The sequence below is a fragment of the Mucilaginibacter sp. RCC_168 genome (assembly GCF_041355315.1).
GTDB lineage: Bacteria > Bacteroidota > Bacteroidia > Sphingobacteriales > Sphingobacteriaceae > Mucilaginibacter.
The window spans coordinates 37248-55852 of sequence record NZ_JBFUPN010000006.1 but is presented as its reverse complement, the minus strand read 5'-3'; the positions used below and the strand labels follow the sequence as shown (position 1 = coordinate 55852).

The following is an 18605-nucleotide window of genomic DNA, read 5'->3' as shown; positions in this document are numbered from 1 at the left end:
TAAGGAAAATTGCCACTACGGTATTTCATTTTTAACCCATTCCAATTGGTACAAATTTAATACGCCAGATTCAATTTTTAAATCGGGTCTAAAGTATAATATACCTGTTACAAAATGGGCGGTAAGCTGGTTACTGTTGGTGATAACAGCGTCCGAATCAAAAACAGGGTATTTTCTCAGGAGCCTACCAGATTCAGAATCCAAAACATAAAAGTTTACTATGAAAGGACCGTCCTCTCCGAGCTCGCTCAAAAACACATCGTACTTTTCATTCTGTGGACGGATTTTCAAATCATCGTAATTTAATGTTTTAATCAGTTCTATGTCGTTGTAATAATTAATACCATTTTTATCTATTGTTATTTTGGTAACATTACTTTTCGTTTTTTTTCGCATCGCTACCATCAGCCATCCGAAAAACCACACCAGCAATAAGGACAGTACAAGCATTCCTATTTTTAAACTGATTGAAATATGTCTTGAATTAAAAACGAGGATCGTCATTCCTATCAAAGCAATGGGTACAAATACAGACATCAGCCACCCGAATCCCTTGATGAATGAAGTGAGAGCGTGGGAATGCCTGGATGTTATTTCTGGGAAATTGTTTTTAGTAAATGTCATTTTTAAATGATGTACCTGTGCAATGTAGTATTTGATTTTATATAAATTTAAAAAGATACAACTGATAACAGTTAGTTACATCACTTTTAAAAACCCACAAATTTAAAATTAAAAAAGTGGTAGTCGGATTGGTTAAAGACAGCTTGAGATATATTGGTATAATTTGGTATGGGGCTAAAACAAAAAAAACCTGTAAATCAAATGATTTACAGGTTTTTCATACTTATTGGTATCGCTTTTTGTCGGGATGGCAGGATTCGAACCTGCGGCCTCCACATCCCAAATGTGGCGCGATACCGGGCTACGCTACATCCCGTTCCCGATTGGGTTTGCAAAAGTAGGATTTTAAATTAAGTTGCAAAACTTTTTTTAAAAGATTTTTAAAGTTAAATGCTAACCCATTCATTAGCACAGATTTGAACTTAAAAAAAGATTTACATTAATATTTTACATAGTAGAATTACCGCAATTTAAGATAACAGAGCCTGTTAAATAGCAGCGAAAAATTATACACGACATGATATTGGAAGAAAAATGCCAAAGTTGACATTTTCAGATTCAATAGATAATAACTTAATCCAGCTTGCCCGACCGGTTCATTAGCACAAGCGAAACAGCTATGCAAATCAATACCCCTATCAACGCCCCGCCCAATAAACGACCAGAAAAACCCAGGAAGTTATTGCCCTGGTCAACATAATTAAGGTATACGAGCCCGGCCAAACAAGCAACGATACCACCAATTACTAATATTCTGAAACTTTGGAAAAGGGCCTCGAAAAAACTAAGCTTATTGTCCTTCTCGTTTTCCTTATAACTTTTCACACCCATATATACTCCTATCAATGGTATTAAAATAGATAAGTACTCAATAGGGTAAACATGATTACCTGAATTGCTGTAACCAAATGTGTGCATTACGAATAGCCAGGTTCCGCTAAAAACACCTACAACTAAACCACTAACAAATGCATTTTTCATGAGTCGTCAAAATTTGGCAGGACATATAAATTTACATATTAATAAAAGAAAAAGCAAGACTAATTGTTCAAACATATAAATATTTTACCAGAACAATATTCCTTTATACCATAACATTTCAGACGGTTAATAACTCTTAGTAAAGCGTTATTTAAGATCAACGTATAACTAAAAGTTATTACAGATACCCCTTTGTGATAAAAACCGTGTACATTAATGCCTCACCTTTGTGATGTATTAAAGAAACATCACATGCACACTCAAAATCAATTCGCTAACAATACCCATAACTTAATATTCAATGTAAGCACAAATGCACGCATAGTTATATTCATCATCTGTACGGCACTTTGTTTAACATCATTGGTAAGTCCTGCAATAGCGCTGTTAATGGGGCTTATCATAGCTCAGTTCACCGGTCACCCCTATCTTCATTTAAATCATAAGGCTACCCATTTGTTGCTGCAAATATCTGTAGTAGGTTTAGGCTTTGGCATGAATGTTCATAGCGCGCTGCAGGCCGGTAAAGAAGGTATTCTGTTTACCATCGCATCCATTGCCTGTACCCTGATATTCGGGTATTTGACAGGCAAATGGTTTAAGATTGAAAAGAAAACCTCTTACCTCATCTCGTCAGGTACAGCCATATGCGGCGGAAGTGCCATAGCAGCAATCTCTCCGGTTATCAAAGCCGAAGAAAAACAAATATCAGTTGCATTAGGGTGTGTTTTTATCCTCAATTCTATAGCGCTATTTATATTTCCGGTGATTGGGCATCATTTAAACCTATCGCAAAACCAGTTTGGTTTATGGTGCGCAATAGCTATTCATGACACCAGTTCGGTGGTAGGTGCGGCCGGTAAATATGGAACACAAGCTTTGGAAGTTGCTACTACAGTTAAACTCGCCAGGGCTTTATGGATAATACCCATAGCTTTTGTGTCCTCATTTCTGTTTAAAAACGATTCACGAAAAATTAAGGCACCCTATTTTATAGGCCTGTTTATTTTGGCCATGATTATTAACACTTACCTACCTGCCGTATCCATTGTTAGTCCCTATATTATAAAAATTGCCAAAGCGGGGTTAACGCTTACCTTATTCCTTATCGGAGCAGGTTTGTCCCGTACGGTTTTATTATCAGTAGGTTTCAGGCCCCTGTTTCAGAGTATATTATTATGGATAGCTATATCTGCAACTGCCTTATATGCAGTAACACATTGGGCGTAATTAATTTTCATATAAGAATAAATAATTTCAACAAACAAAAAAAACGTATTTTTACGTATGGGTGGTTACCGTTTTTTGTTTATTTTTAGCCCCAATGATACCTGTTGTTTCAAAACTCCCCCAAACTGGCACAACCATATTCACCATCATGTCGGCCCTGGCTAACGAGGTTGGTGCAATAAATCTTTCGCAGGGTTTTCCTGATTATGATTGCTCTCCTGAACTTATTGAACTGGTAAATAAGGCGATGAAAAATGGCCATAATCAATACGCCCCAATGGCCGGAGTAATGGGCCTTCGCGAAAAAATTGCCGAGAAAACAGAAAAATTATACGGAGCGATTTATAATCCGGATACCGAGATCACTATAACTGCCGGCGGTACACAAGCTATATTTACTGCCATTAGTGCGGTTATACATCCCAATGATGAAGTGATCATTTTTGAGCCAGCTTTTGATTGTTACGGCCCTGCAATTAAGCTAATGGGGGGCGTTGTAAAATCGCTTGCGCTTGAACCACCAAACTATCGCATTGCCTGGGATATGGTAAAAAGACTGATCAACCATAAAACTAAAATGATCATCCTTAACTCGCCTCAAAACCCAACTTCAACTATTCTGCATAAGCAGGATATCGATGAACTTAGTGCGATCGTTAAAAATCAGGATATACTGATCCTGAGTGATGAGGTATATGAGCACCTGATATATGATGGCGAAACTCATCATAGTATGGCACGGTATCCCGAATTACAGCAACGTAGTTTTATAGTTGCATCATTTGGCAAACCGTTTCATGCCACCGGTTGGAAAGTGGGATATTGTATGGCGCCAGAATACCTGATGAGTGAGTTCAGAAAGATCCACCAGTTTTTGGTGTTTGCGGTAAATACTCCCATCCAATACGCTATTGCCGAATACTTAAAAAACGAAGACACCTATTTGGGTTTAGGCGACTTTTTTCAGCAAAAAAGAGACTACTTCAGAAAAGGGCTTGAACAAACCCGTTTTGAATTATTGCCCTGTCATGGATCGTATTTTCAATCAGTGCGTTACAGCAAAATAACGGATGAAAAAGATGCGGACTTTGCTATACGTATGGCTAAGGAAAATGGTGTGGCATCTATACCTGTTTCGGCCTTCTATACCAAAGGAATTGACCATCATGTGTTACGATTTTGTTTTGCCAAAAGGCAAGAAACCTTAGATAAAGCCGTTGATAGATTATTGAAGGTTTAATTTATGGTTAACATATTTGTTATAAATCATGGCTTTGGTTAATAACAGCAGATGGACAACAACCCATCGTTTATAACCATGGACTATTAAAATGCTGCTTATGGATAATCTTAAAATTACTGTTTTTCAAGGCTACCTTTTCTGGGAAAATACCGATAAAAACCTACAGAACATCTCTTTGAGACTATCAGGCGGCATACGCGAAAAAACAGACCTCATCATACTGCCCGAGATGTTTAGCACCGGCTTTACCATGGACGCCGAGAAATTAGCGGAACCGATGGACGGTAAAACCATGAAATGGATGTTAAAAACCGCTCAGCAATATGATTGCGTAATAACCGGCAGCATTATTATAAAGGAAGGCGATCAATTTTACAACCGCCTTATCTGGATGCGACCAGATGGCAGTTATGAACATTATGATAAACGGCACCTTTTTGCATTAGGTAAAGAGCATAACACCTACACCGCAGGTACCGAAAAGCTTTTTGTAGAACTTAAGGGATGGGTAATTTGTCCGGTTATCTGTTACGATCTTCGTTTTCCGGTATGGTTACGTAATATTAACGAAAACGCTTATGACCTGCTTATTGTAGTAGCCAATTGGCCCGAGCGCCGAGCATTACACTGGCGCACTTTGCTGCCCGCACGCGCTGTGGAGAATCAAAGCTATGTAATTGGCGTAAACCGCGTGGGTCATGATGGCAATGAGGTTTATCACTCCGGCGATTCAACTTGTATCGACCCAAATGGTAACGTAGTGTATTACAAACGCGACGAAGACGATGTATACACCTTCTCAATCATAGCTGATGAAGTTAAGAAAGCCCGCCGTGCTTTGCCTTTTTTAAAGGATGCTGATACGTTTGAAATAGAAATTTAAACGTTGCTATTTAAACTAAATTATACTTGTCTCCATTTATTTTTAGCTGCAATTAACCTTCGCAGCACCCCCTGATACATCATATTATATCGTTGATATTGCATTTTAAGTCCTTTTAATTTCTATCATTAACTCATCTTCATATAAAATTCATACCTATTATGAATTTTTGTAGTGTTGAATAGACAAAGGACTATGTATAAAATAAAACCCCTGCTTTTTTTATCAGTCGTACTTTTTACTTTTAGTACTACCCGGGCCCAGGCCCAAACTGACACCGTTAAGCTTACCTTTCAGGATGCTGAGAAACAATTTCTTGAAAACAACTTAAGCCTTTTAGCCCAAAAGTATAATGTAGAAGCGTCGAAGGCGCTCATACAACAGGCCAAACTTTGGGACAATCCCGTGCTTAGTACCGATCAAAATATTCATACCGGCGGCAGCAATAAATTCTTTGACCACAGTAAAGGTCAGGGACAAGTGTTTGTGCAATTGAACCAGGTATTTACCACCGCCGGTAAACGCGGTAAACAGGTACAAATGGCCAAAGATGACGCCATGGTACAGGATGCTGCTTTTAATGACCTGATGCGTAATCTGCGGTATAACCTTCGGCTTGATTTTAGTCAGCTCGCTACACTTAATGCACAGGAGAAAGTTTATCAGAACGAGATCACTTCGGCCACTAACCTGGTTAAGGCCATCCAAAAATCATACGATGCTGGTAATACCTCTATGAAAGACCTGATCAGACTTAAGGCTTTGCTTTTTGGCTTGCAGAATGACATGGTGGAAAACAGCCGCCAGATCAACGATCTGCAAACCGAACTAAAAACCCTGCTGCAAACTAAAGAGACTGCTTTTGTTGATCCTATCATTAATGATAAACCAACCGAGAATGTAGCGCTTGATATCCCTTCATTAATTGAGCAAGCTAAAACGAGCAGGCCTGATTATCTGTCGAACCAGTATCAGTTGAACTCAGCCACACACAACCTGGCTTATCAGCGGGCGTTGGCTGTTCCAGACATTACCATTGGTGCTTCATATGATAAAAACAGCAACTATGCTCCTAACTATTACGGCCTGGAAATTGGTTTACCCCTGCCCTTTTTTAACCGTAATCAAGGCAATATCAAATCAGCCAAATACAACATCCAAAGCCAGGAAAGCACTTTAAAACAGAGTGAGCTACAACTTAAAAATGATGTGGTTGCCGCTGTAAATCAATATAAATTAAACCAACAGCTGTTTACTACGCAGCAAGTTGAATTTAATGAGCAATACGATAAATTATTTAACAGCATGCTCAAAAGCTTTCAGCAACGACAGATCAGCCTGATTGAGTTTGTTGACTTTTTTGATACTTATAAAGATACAAAGCTTAAGATATTGCAGCAGCAGTATAATCTTCAAAAATCTATTGCCGATCTTAATTTTGCTGTTGGCATTCCTGTAATTAAATCCTGATAATTTTTATAAATATAAAATAATGATGAAAAGAGAAACGCTGTTATCCGGCATCTCCGCTTTACTATTACTTGCTGCCTGCAAAGGTAAGCCACAACCCGTAGCAGAAAACCTGCCTGTTACCGTTAGCGACTCGATGGCGCGGATGATCACTATTGATACGGCTAAAACCACTGCCATGAAAGAAGAACTCAGTCTTTCAGGTGAGGTATCTTATGATGATAACAACGTGATCAAGGTATTCCCTTTCGCTGGTGGCCAAATACAAGAGGTTAAGGTTTCCCTGGGTGATAAGGTTACTAAAGGTCAAACACTGGCTGTAATGCGCAGCGCGGACATTGCTGGTAATTATACCGATCTGACAGCAACCCGGTCAGACCTGGCCATTGCTAAGCGTCAGCTGGAGCAGGCAGAATATCTGTACAAAAACGGTATATCAAGCGAGCGCGACTATACAGAAGCCAAAGAAAACTACAATAAAGCGGCAGCAGCCAGCACCAAAGTGCAGCAGCAAATTGCCATTAATGGTGGTGGCAATACTTCTGCAAGTGGTTCTTTGATCATTAAAGCTCCCGAGAGCGGCTATATCGTCGAAAAAAATATTACAGCCGGAAGTTTTATACGTCCGGATAATAGCGGCAATATGTTCACCATCTCCAACATGAAAGATGTATGGATATGGGCCAACGTATTTGAATCTGATATCAGTAAGGTTAAACCTGGCTATATGGCAAAAGTAACCACCGTAGCTTATCCAGGTAAAGTATTTACAGGTAAGGTTGATGCCATCAGCTCCGTTCTTGACCCCGACAATAAAGTCATGAAAATAAAGATCGTTTTGCCTAACACGGATATGCTGCTGAAGCCTGAAATGTTTACCAACGTAGTAATCTCCAATAACGATAAGGCCCAATCTGTAGCGGTACCGGCCAAGGGGGTTATTTTTGATAACAGCAAATACTATGTGGTGGTATACAATAGCAAGAGCGATTTAAAAGTACGCGAAGTAAGCGTAATTAAAACGGTTGACGACGTTAGCTATATCTCATCTGGCTTAAATGCCGGTGATAAGATCATATCTAAAAACCAGCTGTTGTTTTATGACGCGCTAATGGGTGATAAATAGTATGGCGAGTGGTAAGTAGCCAGTGGTGAGTATTTACCCCTGCTCCCTACCCCTCCTAAACTAAAAACTGACCACTCAAAACTCAAGACTAAAAAGAAATGAATAAATTCATTAAAAATATAATCTACTTTTCATTAAGGCACCGCTACTTCGTGTTTTTCATGACGCTGGTACTGGTAGTGCTTGGTATATGGAGTTACCTTAATACCCCTATTGAAACGTTTCCAGATGTTACCAATACGCAGATCATCATTATAGCGCAATGGCCGGGCCGCAGCGCCGAGGAGGTTGAAAAAATGATCACCATACCCATGGAGACCGTTTTAAACTCTGTACAAAAAAAGGCTAACCTGCGTACTACTTCCTCATTTGGCTTATCTTACGTACGTATCATTTTTGACGATGATGTGGACGATGCTTTTGCCCGGCAACAGGTCTTGAGCCGCCTGGGCAATGCCGATCTGCCCGATGGTGTAAAACCCGAAGTAGAGCCGCCTTACGGCCCTACCGGCGAGATATACCGTTATACACTTAAAAGCCGTACCAAAACCATTCATGAACTTACCGCTATTCAGGATTGGATCCTGGATCGTCAGTTTAAATCGGTACCGGGTGTTGCCGACGTAAACAGCTTTGGCGGTGAAGAAAAAACCTACGAAGTAAGCGTTAACCCTGCCCTATTGCAGAAATACAGCCTTACCTCGCTTGATGTATACAACGCCATCAACCGCAGCAACATCAACGTAGGTGGCGATATCATTGAGAAAAACGACCAGGCCTACATTGTACGGGGTATTGGTTTAATCAACAATATTGATGAGATCCAGAACATCATCATCAAAAATGTAAACAACGTACCTATCCTGGCCAAAGACGTTGCCGAAATTAAAGAGAGCGGCCTGCCCCGTTTAGGACAGGTTGGGCGCGACAAGCATAACGACGTTATTGAAGGCATCGTAGTAATGCGTAAAGGCGAAAATCCAGCCGAAGTTTTAAAACGGATCCGCGATAAAGTAGCTGATCTGAACAATAACGTACTGCCAAAAGATGTTAAGATCGATACTTTTTACGATCGTACCAACCTGATGGATTTTTGTACTGAAACGGTTATCCATAACTTGTGCGAGGGCATTATCCTGGTTACCGTTATCGTATTCCTGTTCATGGCCGATTGGCGTACTACGCTTATTGTGGCCATCATTATACCGCTTGCGCTATTATTTGCCTTTGTCTGTTTACGCTTAAAAGGCATGAGCGCCAACCTGCTCTCGATGGGTGCCGTCGATTTCGGTATCATCATAGATGGTGCCGTAGTGATGGTAGAAGGGATATTTGTGGCCCTCGACCATCGCGCCAAAGAAGTAGGAATGCAAAAATTTAACGGACTTGCAAAGCTGGGATTGTTTAAAAATGTGGGCTCCGAAATGGGTAAAGCCATATTCTTTTCCAAGCTCATCATTTTAACTTGCCTTGTACCAATTTTCGCTTTCCAAAAGGTTGAAGGCAAAATGTTCTCACCATTGGCCTACACCTTAGGTTTTGCTTTACTTGGGGCATTGATATTCACCCTTACTCTGGTACCTGCCCTGTCAAGCATATTGCTGAGCAAAAATGTTAAGGAAAAACATAACCCTATCGTTATATTCTTTGAGAATGGCATCCGCCGGATGTTTAATTATACTTACCGTAATCAAAAGTTAAGTTTAATTGTAGCGGTATCTTTCATGGCGGTAACCTTCTTTTCGGCTAAGTTTTTGGGCAGCGAGTTTTTACCGCAGCTTAACGAGGGAGCTTTGTGGGTAACAGCACAACTACCGATGAGCACCTCACTGGAAAGCTCGGTAAATGTGACCAACAAAATGCGCGATGTACTGGCAACCTTCCCCGAGGTAAAACAGACCCTATCGCAGGTTGGCCGTACCAATGACGGTACCGACCCTAAAGGTTTCTTTAACGTACAGATACAGGTCGACCTAAAACCTAAAGACCAATGGGAAAGCGGTCTGACACAGGAACAATTGATCGCCAATATTGATAAAAAGCTGAGTCAATTCCCTGGTATCATTTTCAACTATTCGCAGCCTATCATTGATAATGTGGCCGAGGCCGTTGCTGGTGTACCTGCTTCCATGGCCGTAAAAATATTTGGGCCCGATTTTGATGTACTTGATCACAAGGCCGACTCTGTAATGGATGTCCTGAAACATGTTCAAGGCGTTGAAGATCTTGGTATACTCCGCAACCTGGGCCAACCAGAGTTCAGAATTGAGCTTGATCAACGCAAAATGGCTCTTTATGGTGTATCGACCGCCGATGCCAATGCCGTTATTGAAATGGCCATAGGCGGTAAAGCGGCTACTACCCTTTACGAGGGAGAGCGTAAATTCGATATCCGGATCCGCTATCAAAAGCCTTTCAGGGATACCCAGGATAAGATCGAAAACCTAATGGTACCTACTATGAACGGGGCAAAGATCGCCATTAAGGAAATATCTAACATCACTACCCAAACCGGGCCGGCCTTCATTTACCGCGACAACAACATGCGTTATATAGCGGTTAAATTCTCGGTGCGTGGTCGTGATTTGGGCAGCACCATTGCCGAAGCACAGCAAAAAGTAAACGCTGCTGTTAAGCTCGATCAAGGCTATTCCTTTACCTGGAACGGTGAGTTTGAAAACCAGATCCGTGCTTCCAATACATTGGCCCATGTAGTACCCATATGTTTACTGGTTATATTTCTAATCTTATTTATCACTTTTGGCAATGCTAAAGATGCTGTACTGGTTATCATGAATGTACCGTTCGCGCTTATTGGGGGGATATTGGCCTTGCATATTACCAACACTAACTTTAGTATATCTGCCGGTATCGGCTTTATAGCCCTGTTTGGCGTTTGTATCCAGAACGGGGTGATATTGGTATCCGTTTTCCGGAAGAACCTTGAAGAGCGGATGCACCTTAACGAGGCCATACTGGAAGGCGTAATTTCAAGGGTACGGCCGGTAGTGATGACCGCCCTGATGGCAGCTATTGGTTTATTACCTGCGGCCGTATCAACCGGTATTGGTTCCGAGACCCAAAAGCCATTAGCCATTGTGGTGATTGGCGGTCTGGTGACCTCAACCATTTTGACGCTGCTGATATTGCCGATCATTTATGCCATTGTTTACCGCTTAATTCATCGCCGCGAAAACCGCAAGCTTTTGAAAAAAATGGGAGTAGTACGTAATGCTTAAAACTTTTTAAACCTTAAATTTTAACAATTTTTAGTATAAAACAAGGCAAAAGGCATTGCTTTTTATCCTGTTTTTGAAAGTTCCAACGCCATTTTAACACTTTTTAACAAATTTTCGAGAGGTTTTAAAAGGTTTAAAAAGTATTGATAAACTGACAATCAATAACTATATAAAATGGTCTACTTTTTGTCTCTTGCGGGCCATAACTTAAGAGCCCCTGTTTCCACGAATAATGGAAACCGGGGCTCTTAATACATACAAAATACACGAAAAATCAGTGGGGTGTTCTTTGCCAGTTGATACCAAACTAAAGTGTCAACTTGGCGCAGACAACTCACCCGCCTGCGCTTCGCTGGGCGACCCTCTCTTCACCTGCGGCGGAAAGAGGCTAAAAAATACATTTGTCATGCTGAACAGAGTGAAGCATCTGTTGTACATCAGGCATATTGAAGAAGATCCTTCGCTCCAGGATGACAAACTTTTCAGAATTCCCTCTTTCCAGCGAAGCTGAAGAGAGGGAGACTGAGCATAGCGACGGTCGGGTGAGTCGTCTGCGACAATTTTGTTACGCCCTACCGGGACCAACTGATTTTTTACTAATTATAATATTTAAGTTTTAATTTGCGCGATATAATAAACAGCATTTACCTGTATGCCCGCTATAAAATTTGTGTTCCGTAATGTTTTAGTATTTTCTTTGTTACTGACTACAGCGTCTATGGCCCTTGCCCAAAAGGCCGAAAAGAAAAAAGAGAAGGATTACGCCCAGTTGGTTGATCCTTTTATCGGCACCGGCGGACATGGGCATACTTATCCCGGTGCTGTGCTGCCTTTTGGCATGGTACAGCTTAGTCCCGATACGCGTTTAACCGGTTGGGATGGCTGCTCAGGTTACCATTTTACAGATACGGTAGTTTATGGCTTTTCACATACGCATTTGAGCGGTACCGGCATTGCCGATTATTGCGACGTATTATTTATGCCCACCACCGGCGATCCTGAGTTTAAAAACACTGAATACCGCTCAGGCTTTAAAAAGAAAAATGAACTGGCTTCTCCCGGATATTATAAAACCCTGCTTGATAAATACAACATTGGTGTGGAGCTTACCGCCACTACCCGGGTTGGTGTACATCGTTATGATTACCCCAGCACCCCAAAAGCCAACATCATCATAGATCTGCAGCACCGCGACATCGTGATCAATTCCTGGATAGAGGTAGTGAATGATCATGAAGTGCGTGGTTATCGCGAATCCAGTTCCTGGGCAAAAGGTCAGCGTATTTATTTCTATGCCAAATTCTCCAAACCCTTTAAAAGCTATGGCATAGCCAGTAACGATCAATTACAGGAAGGCCAGAAAAAAGTAGAAGGCAAAAACATCAAAATGTACCTGCAGTTTGATAACCCCGGTGAGGTAATTTCCAAAGTAGGTATATCAGCGGTAAGCGCCGAAGGAGCCTTAAAAAATCTGGATGCCGAAGTCCCTGATTTCGACTTTAAAAAGATACAAAAAACGGCAAGAGCCACCTGGAATACCGAACTGAATAAGATCCAGGTGGAGGGCGGAGCTCCTACCGTTGCCCAGGCCACACAAGCCGCCCAAACAGAACTCCGCGCAAATGGCGGCGGCAATGGTCGCGTCCCTAAAGAAAAACGACCTGTTGTGCCCGATTATTCCCACATCAAACAAACCATTTTCTATACCGCCTTATACCACGCCATGCTGGCGCCAAACATTTATAATGATGTAGACGGGCAATACCTCGGGCTTGATCAAAAGGTACACACTGCCCAGGGCTTTAACTACTATACCGTATTTTCGCTATGGGATACCTTCCGCGCCGAAAACCCTTTGCTAACGCTTATCGACAGAAAACGTACCCGTGATTTTATCAAAACCTTCCTGGCGATGTATGGGCAGGGTGGTTTATTACCCATATGGCCGCTGGCCAGTTCCGAAACCTATTGTATGATCGGCAATCATTCTATCCCGGTTATTGTGGACGCTTACGCCAAAGGCATCCGTGATTTTGATGCTGCCGAAGCCTTTACCGCCATGAAAGCTGCGGTAAACCGCGACCAGTTTGGCTTAGATAATTACCGTAAAAATGGTGCTGTACAGGCCGATACGCAAAAGGAATCGGTTTCTAAAACGCTGGAGTATGCTTATGACGACTGGTGCATTGCCCAGATGGCCAAAATGCTGGATAAACCACAGGATTATGCTGAATACATCCAACGTGCCCAATACTGGAAAAACGTATATAACAATCAGAATAGCTTTTTGCAGGCCCGTATTAACGGCGGCTGGTTTGCTCCTTTTAATCCTACCGAGATCAACCCTAATTATACAGAAGGTAACTCCTGGCAATACTCATTTCTGGTGCCTCAGGATATTGATGGATTGATAACGCGCATGGGCGGAAAACAGGCTTTTGAAGCCAAACTGGATGAGTTGTTTACCACTGATTCAAAACTGAGTGGTAATGCACCACCCGATGTGGCCGGTTTAATCGGTCAGTATGCGCATGGCAACGAGCCAAGCCACCACATGGCCTACTTATACAACTTTACCGATTCGCCCGATAAAACCCAGTTTTATATCGACCGGATCCTGCGTGAGGAATACAGCGAAAAACCAGATGGACTGGCAGGCAATGAAGATTGCGGACAGATGTCGGCCTGGTATGTGATGAGCTCCCTGGGCATTTATAATATAGCCCCGGGGCAAAATCAGTTCCTGGTGGGGATCCCCCAATTTGATAAGGCCACGGTTTACCTCGAGAACGGCAAAAAGTTCGTTATTGCCAATCCGGGTGCAGGCATAAGCCGGGCCAATACCTACTTGCAGGGCATGAGCCTCGCCAAAAAATCGTATAATAAACTGTATTTAAATTACAGCGACATAGCCGATGGAGGCGAATTTGAGGTATTTACAGGCAGGTTGTCCAACAAATTATTTTTGCAGGACCTGGAGAAACCTGTATCTGCCATTACCGATAACATCATCGTAACCAATCCGTATATCATAGCACCATCCAAAACATTTAAACAACCCTTCAGCATACAGATCAAAAGCGCGGATGCCGATGCCAAAATATATTATACGCTTGATGGATCGGCGCCTACTGCCAGCTCAATCTTGTATAATGCACCTGTTACTATCTCTGCCAATACAACAGTTAAGGCTGTAGCTATTGTAAATGGTAAAAGCAGTTTTATTGATGAGGCCAGTTTTGTGAAGGAAAATTGAGTGGAATAGTTATTTGGTGCTAAAGCCCATAGTTATTTCACTTGTATCCGTTGGTTAAAACCAACGGCAATGAAGAATATATATAACTTACTTTTTTATTCATTGCCGTCTCATTTATGGGACGGATAATGGAGGCATTTAGAGGCTTTAGCCAAAAAATATAATCTTCCGACCATCTCGACCATTGCATATGTTCTCGCCAGCAATCGCATAGTTGTTTGTGAGAACACGAACAACGGGATGCGGGTTCCACGACATCCCTAATAGCATGATTTACAAAAAATTAAAACATTGATGGCAAAATATGGTTAGCTTTAATTAATAATCAATAAATCTAAATCATAAATCACCATGAACGACTCACCATCAACAGACAACGGCAAAACAGCCGGAATTGTAAGTTATTTTTTTATCATCGGCTGGCTTATCGCTTATTTCGCTATGTATAAGGATAATAAAACCGCGCAGGCAAGCTATCAGTTAAGGCAAACGCTATTATTTCATATCGTTTCCATAGTTATTTACTGGGCGGCTTCGGCTATTTTCGCGGCTATCTTTTTCTCCGGCGGATATACTATGGGCTATTCACTTTTTTGGATAATCCGCGTTGGGTTATTTATTTTATGGGTGATAGGCTTTATAGGCGCCATTAACGGCGAAAGTAAACCAATACCGCTTATTGGCGAAAGGGCACAAACGATGTTCTCGAATATATAATCGTCTTATCTCGTTTAAATGTGTCCTCACTGGCAATAATTTAAGTTGGTTGTGATGATGGACACCACGAAACCTATCAACTCGTCATTGCGAGGCACGAAGCAATCTCTACGTGAGCAGGGCAATCAGAAAAGTTCGCTCTGTATAGTATAGAGATTGCTTCGTGCCTCGCAATGACGCGTTTAGAGAAAATTCCTCTCACTCTTTTTCCAATATCTTTTTCGCTTCGTCCAGTTTCTCCTTTTCCTCTTTAGGCAGCACCGGATATTTTAATTTCAGATCTTTTAGTGTTTGAAGGATAACCGTTGAAATGGCTATACGGGTAAACCATTTTTTGTCGGCCGGTATTACATACCAGGGGCAATCTTTGGTGGCGGTTTCCTGGATAGCTTTTTGATAAGCATCCATGTAATCATCCCAATACCCACGTTCTTCAACATCAGATGCCGAAAATTTCCAGTTCTTCTTCGGATCGTCTATTCGTTCCAGAAAACGTTCCTTTTGCTCCTTTTTTGAAACGTGCAGAAAAAACTTAATGATCACCGTTCCATTACCGGTAAGGTGCTCTTCAAAGGCCCGGATACTTTGATAACGTTTATCCCAAAATTTGGAGTCAATGTCTTTTACATTATTTATACCGGGTAAATTTTCTTTTAATATGAGTTCCGGGTGCACTTTGGTAATGAGCACATTTTCATAATGCGAGCGGTTATGGATACCGATTCGACCACGCTCGGGCAGGTTTTTGTAGTGGCGCCACAAAAAATCATGTTCATAATCCTCAGTGCTGGGTTGTTTAAAACTATATACCTGGCAGCCCTGAGGGTTTAAGCCCGAAAAGGTATGCTCAATGGCGCTATCCTTTCCGGCTGCATCCATCGCCTGAAAGATGATGAGCAGCGCATATTTATTAGCAGCGTAAAGCTCTGTTTGCAGGTCGGTTGTTTCTTCTATCAGTGCAGTGAGCACTTCTTTGGCATCATCTTTTTCAAAACCATCTGCATAAGCGGCATCATGATCTTTAAGCGAAAAGCCCTTACCATTATCGATCTTAAACTTGTTAATTATGTTACTCATATCAAAAAAATTGCCTTACAGTTTTGTCAACTTAAAATTTAGATGTTAAAATTGCGTTGATAACGGTACTGTTTGTTTAAATTTATAATTATCCGCATCCACAGTGATCAATTCAAAATTGACCGAACCTAAATTAATACGGTTTTAAGGTACTGAAAATTTAATGCCTTACGCGTGCAAACAGGCTTGGTGACGGGTATACTGTAACTTTTATGTAAACTGTATATATTAATATTTGTTTGGTGCTATGATTTAGTGTCATTATTTTACATCTTTACCCAATGTTCCGACGTATACGAAACCGATTTCTAAGATATTTCGCCATATTTATTTACTTCGTCATCATCTTTTTTTGTTGTATCGAACTCAATTTCCTCTGGCTTTCAGGTTACTCACCTGATATGCAGGACATTAAAAACCCTGTAATGTCTGTTGGTTCTGAGGTATACACAGCAGATGGTAAGCTGATAGGCCAATACTATAAGGAGAACCGCTCCCCTGTGGAGCTCAAAAACATCTCGCCCAATCTCATTAACGCTCTTATATCAACCGAAGACGTACGTTTTTACAAACATAACGGTGTTGATTTCTACTCGTTTTTTACCAGTATGCTATCTACGGCCAAAGGCGAACGCCGCGGGGGCAGTACCATTACGCAACAGCTGGCCAAAAACCTGTTTGAAACCCGTAAACGCAAATCGCAGGGTTTTATTAAGCATATCCCGGTGATCCGCACCATCGTTTACAAGTGTAAGGAATGGCTTACCGCCTTTAAAATTGAACATGTTTATAACAAGGAGCAAATACTTACACTGTATTTAAATACGGTGCCTTTTGGCAATAACTCCTTCGGTATTAAAACCGCTTCATTAAAATATTTTAACAAAACACCGGATAAGGTTAGTCCGGCAGAAGCAGCGCTGCTTATCGGTATGCTTAAAGCTACCTCGAGTTACAACCCTATTAAAAACCCTGAGCGTGCATTGGAGCGTCGTAACATCGTGTTAGGGCAAATGCAGAAATATGGCTATCTGACCAAAATTGGTTACGATACCAGTTTTAAAGCGCCAATAAAACTTGATCTGAGCTATGTGGAAGAAGATTCGCATGGCGACTCCTACCTGCGCCGCGCGGTAGAAAAATGGCTGGATAAATGGTGTAAAGAGAATGGCTATAACCTATATGAGGATGGCTTAAAAATATATACCACCATTGATTCGCGCCTGCAGCGATATGCCGAAGAAGCCGTTGCCGAAAAAATGAAGATGCTGCAAAAGCGTTTTAATAACCTGTGGGGTAATAAAAATCCGTGGCGCGACTCCAAGGGCGTGGAGATCAAGGATTTTATCCTGAAAAACGAACAGCGCCTGCCTATCTTCAGTTTGCTGGAAAAGAAATATAAAGGCGATACTGTTCAAATTCAGCAATATTTTAAACAGAAGAAACGGATGACCGTTTTTACCTGGAACGGTGAAAAAGATACTACCTTCTCGACCATCGACTCGATCAAATATTACGCGAAGATCCTGAATACCGGTATGATGACCCTGGAGCCATCAACAGGTAAAATAAAAGTATGGATAGGTGGTATCGATCATCGCTTTTTTAATTACGACCACGTAAACCAGGCACGCCGCCAGGCAGGTTCAACATTTAAGCCATTTGCTTATTTAACCGCGCTGGATAATGGTTTTACCCCTTGCGATAAATTTACGGACAAACCCGTAACCATTAAATATAAAGACAATGGTAAGGATGAAGTTTGGCAGCCCAACAATGCCGACTTTAATTTCTCGTACCGCGAAATGTCATTACGCTGGGCCATGGGTAAATCGGTAAACTCCATCACCGCGCAGCTGACCGAAAAGGTGGGCTGGGATAAGATTGTAGAATACGCGCATAAATGCGGTATCGAAAGTCCGCTAAAATCGGTACCATCGGTATCATTAGGCTCGAATGATGTTTCGGTTTTTGAAATGGTAAGGGCATACAGCACCTTCCTGAACAAAGGCCAGAAATTAGACCCCATACTGGTAACCAGAATTGAGGATCAGGACGGTAGCGTATTGAAGGAATTTACTTTAAAACAAGAACAGGTGATCAGTCCTGAAACAGCCTGGCTGATGCTGTATATGTTCCGTGGAGGTATGGAAGAACCGGGAGGTACCTCACAAGCCTTGTGGGAATACCCGGGGCTATGGAAAAAAGACAATAACCAAATTGGTGGTAAAACAGGCACTTCGTCTGATTATGTCGACGGCTGGTATATGGGTATTACCAAAGACCTGGTAACCGGTATATGGGTTGGCGCTGATGACCGCAGTGTTCACTTCACCACCTCCGAAACCGGTGAAGGCTCGCACACGGCCCTGCCTATTTTTGGCCGCTTTATGGAAAAAGTTTATGCTGATCCAAAATCGGGATATACTTACGGACCGTTCCCGAAACCATGGGTAAAAATCACCAAGGAGTACAATTGTCCGTCGCCAAGAATAGTGACCGATACCGCAACAGTCGACAGTACAAGCAACCCTATTGATACAACGCACGTATTACCTACACCGGCAGCACCAACCACTACACCTGAAAATCAGGAAGGCACGCCACCGGGACAATAGCGGACAGATGTGCAGATATGCAGATTTTAGATGTGCAAATGATAAATGATGATACATTTCACTTATTTATCATATGCATATTTGCACATCCGTATATCTGCACATCCACACATATTTTTCATTAAATTAGCGATATCTATT

12 protein-coding genes and 1 tRNA gene are annotated in these 18605 nt (G+C 41.6%); 9 read left to right on the top strand and 4 right to left on the bottom strand.

All coding sequences use genetic code 11. The features are described from left to right. Positions 1 to 15 precede the first annotated feature (15 nt). The 3 genes from AB6735_RS06690 to AB6735_RS06680 all read right to left on the bottom strand — a co-directional run bounded on the left by AB6735_RS06690 (position 16) and on the right by AB6735_RS06680 (position 1605). Positions 16 to 624 carry a hypothetical protein gene (locus AB6735_RS06690; protein ID WP_370995089.1) on the bottom strand — a complete coding sequence of 203 codons (609 nt, stop codon included), beginning with the start codon at positions 622 to 624 and terminating at the stop codon, positions 16 to 18. A gap of 242 nt (positions 625 to 866) precedes the next feature. Beyond that, positions 867 to 940 (bottom strand) — tRNA-Pro (locus tag AB6735_RS06685). Between the two features lie 257 nt (positions 941 to 1197). Next, entirely contained in the window at positions 1198 to 1605 is a 408-nt protein-coding gene (locus AB6735_RS06680) for a DUF4199 domain-containing protein (protein WP_370995088.1), read from the bottom strand. A 252-nt stretch (positions 1606 to 1857) separates the two neighbouring features. Here AB6735_RS06680 and AB6735_RS06675 point away from each other — a divergent pair, with 252 nt between their 5' ends. From AB6735_RS06675 to AB6735_RS06640, 8 genes are all read left to right on the top strand, one after another. Further along, a complete protein-coding gene (locus tag AB6735_RS06675; RefSeq protein WP_370995086.1) occupies positions 1858 to 2835 on the top strand; it encodes a YeiH family protein in 978 nt (325 codons plus the stop codon). 94 nt (positions 2836 to 2929) lie between these two features. Further along, positions 2930 to 4075: a methionine aminotransferase gene (locus AB6735_RS06670; protein WP_370995085.1), complete on the top strand. Its 1146-nt coding sequence runs from the start codon at positions 2930 to 2932 to the stop codon at positions 4073 to 4075. 100 nt (positions 4076 to 4175) lie between these two features. Then, entirely contained in the window at positions 4176 to 4961 is a 786-nt protein-coding gene (locus AB6735_RS06665) for an amidohydrolase (protein ID WP_370995084.1), read from the top strand. A 195-nt stretch (positions 4962 to 5156) separates the two neighbouring features. After that, entirely contained in the window at positions 5157 to 6431 is a 1275-nt protein-coding gene (locus AB6735_RS06660; protein ID WP_370995083.1) for a TolC family protein, read from the top strand. 22 nt (positions 6432 to 6453) lie between these two features. Next, positions 6454 to 7557, top strand: coding sequence for an efflux RND transporter periplasmic adaptor subunit (locus AB6735_RS06655; RefSeq protein ID WP_370995082.1), 1104 nt, complete (start codon positions 6454 to 6456; stop codon positions 7555 to 7557). A 98-nt stretch (positions 7558 to 7655) separates the two neighbouring features. Next, on the top strand, positions 7656 to 10796 hold the full coding sequence (locus AB6735_RS06650; protein ID WP_370995081.1) for an efflux RND transporter permease subunit: 3141 nt from the start codon (positions 7656 to 7658) through the stop codon (positions 10794 to 10796). Between the two features lie 652 nt (positions 10797 to 11448). Next, on the top strand, positions 11449 to 14052 hold the full coding sequence (locus AB6735_RS06645; protein ID WP_370995080.1) for a GH92 family glycosyl hydrolase: 2604 nt from the start codon (positions 11449 to 11451) through the stop codon (positions 14050 to 14052). A gap of 351 nt (positions 14053 to 14403) precedes the next feature. Then, positions 14404 to 14769 (top strand): hypothetical protein, encoded by a 366-nt coding sequence (locus AB6735_RS06640; protein WP_370995079.1) that lies wholly within the window; start codon positions 14404 to 14406, stop codon positions 14767 to 14769. Positions 14770 to 14967: 198 nt separating this feature from the next. Here the strand turns inward: AB6735_RS06640 and AB6735_RS06635 are convergent, their stop codons facing one another. Next, the gene (locus AB6735_RS06635) at positions 14968 to 15846 is read right to left on the bottom strand and encodes a polyphosphate kinase 2 family protein (protein WP_370995078.1); all 879 of its coding nucleotides are present in this window, start codon (positions 15844 to 15846) and stop codon (positions 14968 to 14970) included. Positions 15847 to 16127: 281 nt separating this feature from the next. Here AB6735_RS06635 and AB6735_RS06630 point away from each other — a divergent pair, with 281 nt between their 5' ends. Continuing rightward, positions 16128 to 18464, top strand: coding sequence for a penicillin-binding protein 1A (locus AB6735_RS06630; protein WP_370995077.1), 2337 nt, complete (start codon positions 16128 to 16130; stop codon positions 18462 to 18464). Positions 18465 to 18605 lie beyond the last annotated feature (141 nt).